Raw genomic sequence first — 4,892 nt, 5'->3', positions numbered from 1 at the left:
AATTAATTTGTACAACGAAATAAGATTACACTTATCTTTAGACTTTAGAACACCAAATATGGTATACAAATTAACAGCGTAAATCAATTTTTAACCTGTAGCCATATTTCAGGACAAGACATTTGAGAAACGAAGAAAATGACTAACAAAATTTGGTACGAAATGACTAATATTAAGTACGGAGAAATTTATCTGACTAAATATCTCGGACTTCAACGTACTTTGAAAAAGTCGTTTCAAATCTTAACACTTCTCGTTTCTTTGAGTGGAATTCTCGGATGGAAATACTTTGAGGATTATGTATGGATTGCTTTTATTCTTATTGCTATTGTTCAACTTTTGTTACTTATTGAAAATCAAATAATTCGTTCTGACAAAGAAATCGAAGAAATTTCAAATTTAAGAATGATGTATACAAGGTATTTCAATAAACTTGAAAGGCTTTGGACTAAATATCAGTATGACCAAATAAAAGATAAAAAAGCCGTAGACAAATATTTCGAACTTAGAGAATCTGATTGGGAAAACATAGAAGAACTTGATTGCAAATTAAATATCAAGAGGTATAAAAAACTTATGAAACATACAGAAATAGAAACAAATCATTATTTAAATAAATATCATATAAATGGCTAAACAAGAAAGACCTAATGGACCACAAGGTACACCGAGAAATAATCCAGGAGGAAGTGGTGAAGCAAAACCGAAAGGACAAGTTCCTACAATGAGAAATCCACCACCGCCACCACCTAAGAAAAAAGACTGAATTAAATAAAAAAACGTGCTACAACAATGTATAAAAATAATTGCGGTTTAGTGCTTAATCAAAAGTCGTTGCGTGTTTGTTACGTCTGATTTTCCTTCGGAAAATCCTCGCACACAAACCCGCAACTATTCTTATACGAGACCGTTATGCCACATTCGAACAAAATATTACGCAATTAAAAAAATGAACTTGGAAAAATTTTTCTCATCCGAATTGATTCTTGAAAATGAAACAATTTTAATGCGCCCTCTATCAATTAATGATATTGATGCAATAGAACAAATAAGTTACAATAAAGAATTAGGTGAATTTGGAGCAAGAGTAAAAAACAGAAATGATTTAAACGCTTATTTTGACTTCTGCCTGAAATCGAAAAAAGAAAAAGAATTATATCCTCTAATAATTATAAATCGGAAAAATAATAACCCAATCGGATTGACAATGTTTGGAAATATTAGTTTTCAAAGTAAAAGGATAGAAATAGGTTGGACTTGGATTGGCGAAAAATTTCAAGGAACTGGAATTAACGCAATTTGTAAAGGACTACTTTTAGACTATTGTTTTGACAATTTAAATCTACGAAGAGTTGAATTTAAAATAGACATTAATAACATAAAATCTCAAAAGGCGATAGAAAAAATTGGAGCTTATAAAGAAGGTCTTTTAAGAAATTACAATATCCAGTCTTATGGAGAAAGCAAAGGAACTTATGTTTACAGTATTCTTAAAGAAGAATGGAAAAAATAAAAACGTGGCATAACACCGTATCCTATGAAAAGCACTAGCCTAGTTCTTCAAAGTTAATATTTATATTTTAATTATCTCATAATGATGATTCTGTGGTGTTGGAATGTTGATAATTCCGATAGGATTATCAATATTTCAATGGCCTTTTAAATAACTTGCTCCGCATCCTATATGTGATCCATTCTAAAACATGATGGTCACCAGCATCTGTATGATTATAAGTTATAATAAACCTGTCCACTTGCTATAAATGTGTGATACCTACTAATTGGTTCACCTACGGTGTTTTGTGATACAGGCTTTGCTACTTCTTCGTGAGCTCTGTTATTGGTTTATATTATTCTATCACTCCAATGGCATATGGTGTTTCTGTTTTTATAACGGCTAAGGTTCTGCTCAATAATTTTCGGGCTATCTTAACAATGATACTCTTGACATTCTTGCCTACATGCTTGCGATAATAAGCTTGCATCACAGGATCTGTCCGTATGGCTTGCCAGGAGGCTTCTATAAAATAACTCCGTATTAAACGGTGCGCGCGCATGGTAATACCTGTGTGCCTTTGGTTATCGCCACTTTGGTGCACCCCAGGTACCAGACCCACGTAACCAGCCAAATGTTTTATATTGTTAAAGCGCCGTAAATCTCCCAATTCGCAAATAATGCCACAGGCTACAATACCGCCTATTCCTGGAATACTGCGTAAAAGGCAATAATCCTTTTTATAATGTTTACGGCAATAAGCACGTAGTTTTGTGGAAACATCTCGAAGCTCTTTATCTATAAACCTAAAACTGCGCATTCTACTATCAAGTGTTTCTCGGGCAGTTGGATGTTCAAAAGCAAGTGCATCCACCCATTGCCTAAAGCTGTGGCTCCAGTGGTCATTGTCAAACGCTTCGGGAACCGTTACCCCAAAATAGAGCAGCTGCATTTTTATATAACTCTTTACGCGCCTAAAATCCTTAACCAAATCGTTACGTCTTCTAAAAAGACTTCGCAGTTGTTCACGTTCGACTTCCGGAACATGAATACTGTCCAATCTTCCGTCCTTTAGTTCTCGTGCTATCAGTTGTGCATCAATCTTATCTGTCTTGGTGAAGCGTTCTTTTCCTTTCCTGTGAATGTCTGCGGGATTCACTACTAAAGAACTCCAACCAAAACCCTCAAAACTACGATGGGCATAATAACCACAACAACCGGCTTCGTAAGCGGTAGTGACTTCATGGTTAGGGAAATGGGTATCAACATAGGTCTCTAAAACCTCTGGTTTTGGGGGCATGGTAAAAGATTTTCCAGAAAATAGATCCGTGGCACAATGAACTTTCCAGCTTCTCTTGTGTATGTCAATTCCTATGTATAACTTTGGTTGGGCAGTTTGTTCAGGTTTCATATCTTAATTGTTTTGGTGAACTTTAAAGATACTGGACTTTCTGCTTTTTCATGAATGCTAAAAAAAATTGCTAGTTTTAGCTAAACCAAAGTTAGTTGCTCGTTTGCCAGCTTCTGATTTTCCTTCGGAAAATCCTCGCACACAAACACGCAACTTTCCTTATACATAAACGTTATGTGCAAGCTAAAAACAACTCAATAGAAAAAATGACATTTGACAAATTAGTCCAAAAAAGAATGTTTTTATTAATCATTATGTTATTAATGATTACAATATACTTTGGCGGAATCCAGACTGGATATAATCGGACTTTGGGTTGGGCTTTCGACTTTAGTTATTGGATATTAATAGTTAAACCATTTTTATGGTTAGCATTCTTAATCGGATATGGAATTTTAGCATTATTGCGTTATTGGACAAATAAAAAACTTTCAATATTTCATCTGATTTTAATCGGACTTACTTTTATTGCGGAGGATATTCTGGACTCTGACTCACGTCTGACTTTGACCTTAATGCTGATTTCGACTATTGTTTTTATAATAAATTTTGTTTGGGCAATTAGAAACCGAAAAATAAAACTGACAAAAAAAGCCAGCACATAACACCGTATAAAAAAAATTGCTACTTTAGGCTTGTATAATGGTCGTTGCTTTGCTTGCTTGCTTCTGATTTTCCTTCGGAAAATCCTCGCACACAAACACGCAACTTTCCTTATACATAAACGTTGTGCAACATTTGACAAACATATAGATAATATGAAAATATACCTTTCAAAATCTCATTCTGATGATGACGGATTTTTTCCTGATGAAGGAAAATCAGGAATTATCTTTTCATCAAAAGATGATATTTTAAAATTATGCGAATTTTTTGAGAAGGTCAAAAATCACATTGAAAATAACGACAATTGTCATATGCATTTTAGAGATAGTTTTTCGGAATGGAAAAAAGAAAAGCATATTGATTTAGAAATTAATATGGACAATTAATTATGAAAAATAATCTGAAAGAACATATCAAATTCATTCTAATTGATGCAATAAATGATAGTATTCAAGGAATTTATGAACTGCATAATTCTGTGAAAAAATATTATCCTGAATTAGAAACTAAAAACGTAACTGACTTTGTTTGTGGAAAAATATTGTCTGAACTGATTGCTGACAATTATGTACGAGTTTTCAAAATGACCAACCCTGAATTTGAAAAAATTGAATCTATTAATAACGAAATCGGACAAAAAATTGCATCGGAAAAAACTAATTGGACTGAATACCAAAATGACTGGATTTACGGAGTTGAAAGTGTGAATTTGAAAAAATCGGTTGAATTGGAAAATAAACTGTTCGAAAAAATAAAAACGTTGCACAACACCGTATCCTATGAAAAGCACTAGCCTAGTTCTTCAAAGTTAATATTTATATTTTAATTATCTCATAATGATGATTCTGTGGTGTTGGAATGTTGATAATTCCGATAGGATTATCAATATTTCAATGGCCTTTTAAATAACTTGCTCCGCATCCTATATGTGATCCATTCTAAAACATGATGGTCACCAGCATCTGTATGATTATAAGTTATAATAAACCTGTCCACTTGCTATAAATGTGTGATACCTACTAATTGGTTCACCTACGGTGTTTTGTGATACAGGCTTTGCTACTTCTTCGTGAGCTCTGTTATTGGTTTATATTATTCTATCACTCCAATGGCATATGGTGTTTCTGTTTTTATAACGGCTAAGGTTCTGCTCAATAATTTTCGGGCTATCTTAACAATGATGCTCTTGGCATTCTTGCCTACATGCTTGCGATAATAAGCTTGCATCACAGGGTCTGTCCGTATGGCTTGCCAGGACTTCTATAAAATAACTCCGTATTAAACGGTGCGCGCGCATGGTAATACCTGTGTGCCTTTGGTTATCGCCACTTTGGTGTACCCCAGGTGCCAGACCCACGTAACCAGCCAAATGTTTTATAT

At 34.0% G+C, this 4,892-nt stretch carries 7 protein-coding genes; 5 read left to right on the top strand and 2 right to left on the bottom strand.

The features are described from left to right. Positions 1 to 162 precede the first annotated feature (162 nt). Together J8H85_RS18705 and J8H85_RS18700 are read left to right on the top strand one after the other, a co-directional pair. Positions 163 to 636, top strand: coding sequence for a hypothetical protein (locus J8H85_RS18705; RefSeq protein WP_209657208.1), 474 nt, complete (start codon positions 163 to 165; stop codon positions 634 to 636). Between the two features lie 319 nt (positions 637 to 955). Beyond that, positions 956 to 1,513 carry a GNAT family N-acetyltransferase gene (locus J8H85_RS18700; protein ID WP_209657206.1) on the top strand — a complete coding sequence of 186 codons (558 nt, stop codon included), beginning with the start codon at positions 956 to 958 and terminating at the stop codon, positions 1,511 to 1,513. 337 nt (positions 1,514 to 1,850) lie between these two features. On the opposite strand, the gene J8H85_RS18695 is transcribed toward J8H85_RS18700, so the two are convergent. Further along, a complete protein-coding gene (locus J8H85_RS18695) occupies positions 1,851 to 2,906 on the bottom strand; it encodes an IS110 family RNA-guided transposase (protein WP_209657204.1) in 1,056 nt (351 codons plus the stop codon). A 176-nt stretch (positions 2,907 to 3,082) separates the two neighbouring features. On the opposite strand from J8H85_RS18695, the gene J8H85_RS18690 reads away from it, so the two are divergent. From J8H85_RS18690 to J8H85_RS18680, 3 genes are all read left to right on the top strand, one after another. Then, positions 3,083 to 3,511 carry a hypothetical protein gene (locus tag J8H85_RS18690; RefSeq protein WP_209657202.1) on the top strand — a complete coding sequence of 143 codons (429 nt, stop codon included), beginning with the start codon at positions 3,083 to 3,085 and terminating at the stop codon, positions 3,509 to 3,511. A gap of 153 nt (positions 3,512 to 3,664) precedes the next feature. Continuing rightward, complete coding sequence (locus J8H85_RS18685; RefSeq protein ID WP_173282343.1) at positions 3,665 to 3,898, top strand: hypothetical protein; 234 nt, start codon at positions 3,665 to 3,667, stop codon at positions 3,896 to 3,898. A 2-nt stretch (positions 3,899 to 3,900) separates the two neighbouring features. Next, positions 3,901 to 4,305 (top strand): hypothetical protein, encoded by a 405-nt coding sequence (locus J8H85_RS18680; RefSeq protein WP_209657200.1) that lies wholly within the window; start codon positions 3,901 to 3,903, stop codon positions 4,303 to 4,305. Between the two features lie 378 nt (positions 4,306 to 4,683). On the opposite strand, the gene J8H85_RS18675 is transcribed toward J8H85_RS18680, so the two are convergent. Continuing rightward, positions 4,684 to 4,892, bottom strand: a 209-nt coding sequence (locus J8H85_RS18675) for a transposase (RefSeq protein ID WP_209657198.1), incomplete at its 5' end; no start/stop codon positions are given.

Origin of the sequence: Mariniflexile gromovii, from assembly GCF_017814435.1 — a bacterium.
GTDB lineage: Bacteria > Bacteroidota > Bacteroidia > Flavobacteriales > Flavobacteriaceae > Mariniflexile > Mariniflexile gromovii.
This window is presented reverse-complemented; position numbering and strand designations above follow the sequence as displayed.

What these genes read in the sequence shown, in the direction of transcription:
- J8H85_RS18705 (WP_209657208.1), top strand. Translation starts at nt 163, where the DNA reads ATGACTAATATTAAGTACGGAGAAATTTATCTGACTAAATATCTCGGA.
- J8H85_RS18695 (WP_209657204.1), bottom strand. Translation starts at nt 2,906, where the DNA reads ATGAAACCTGAACAAACTGCCCAACCAAAGTTATACATAGGAATTGAC.
- J8H85_RS18685 (WP_173282343.1), top strand. Translation starts at nt 3,665, where the DNA reads ATGAAAATATACCTTTCAAAATCTCATTCTGATGATGACGGATTTTTT.
- J8H85_RS18680 (WP_209657200.1), top strand. Translation starts at nt 3,901, where the DNA reads ATGAAAAATAATCTGAAAGAACATATCAAATTCATTCTAATTGATGCA.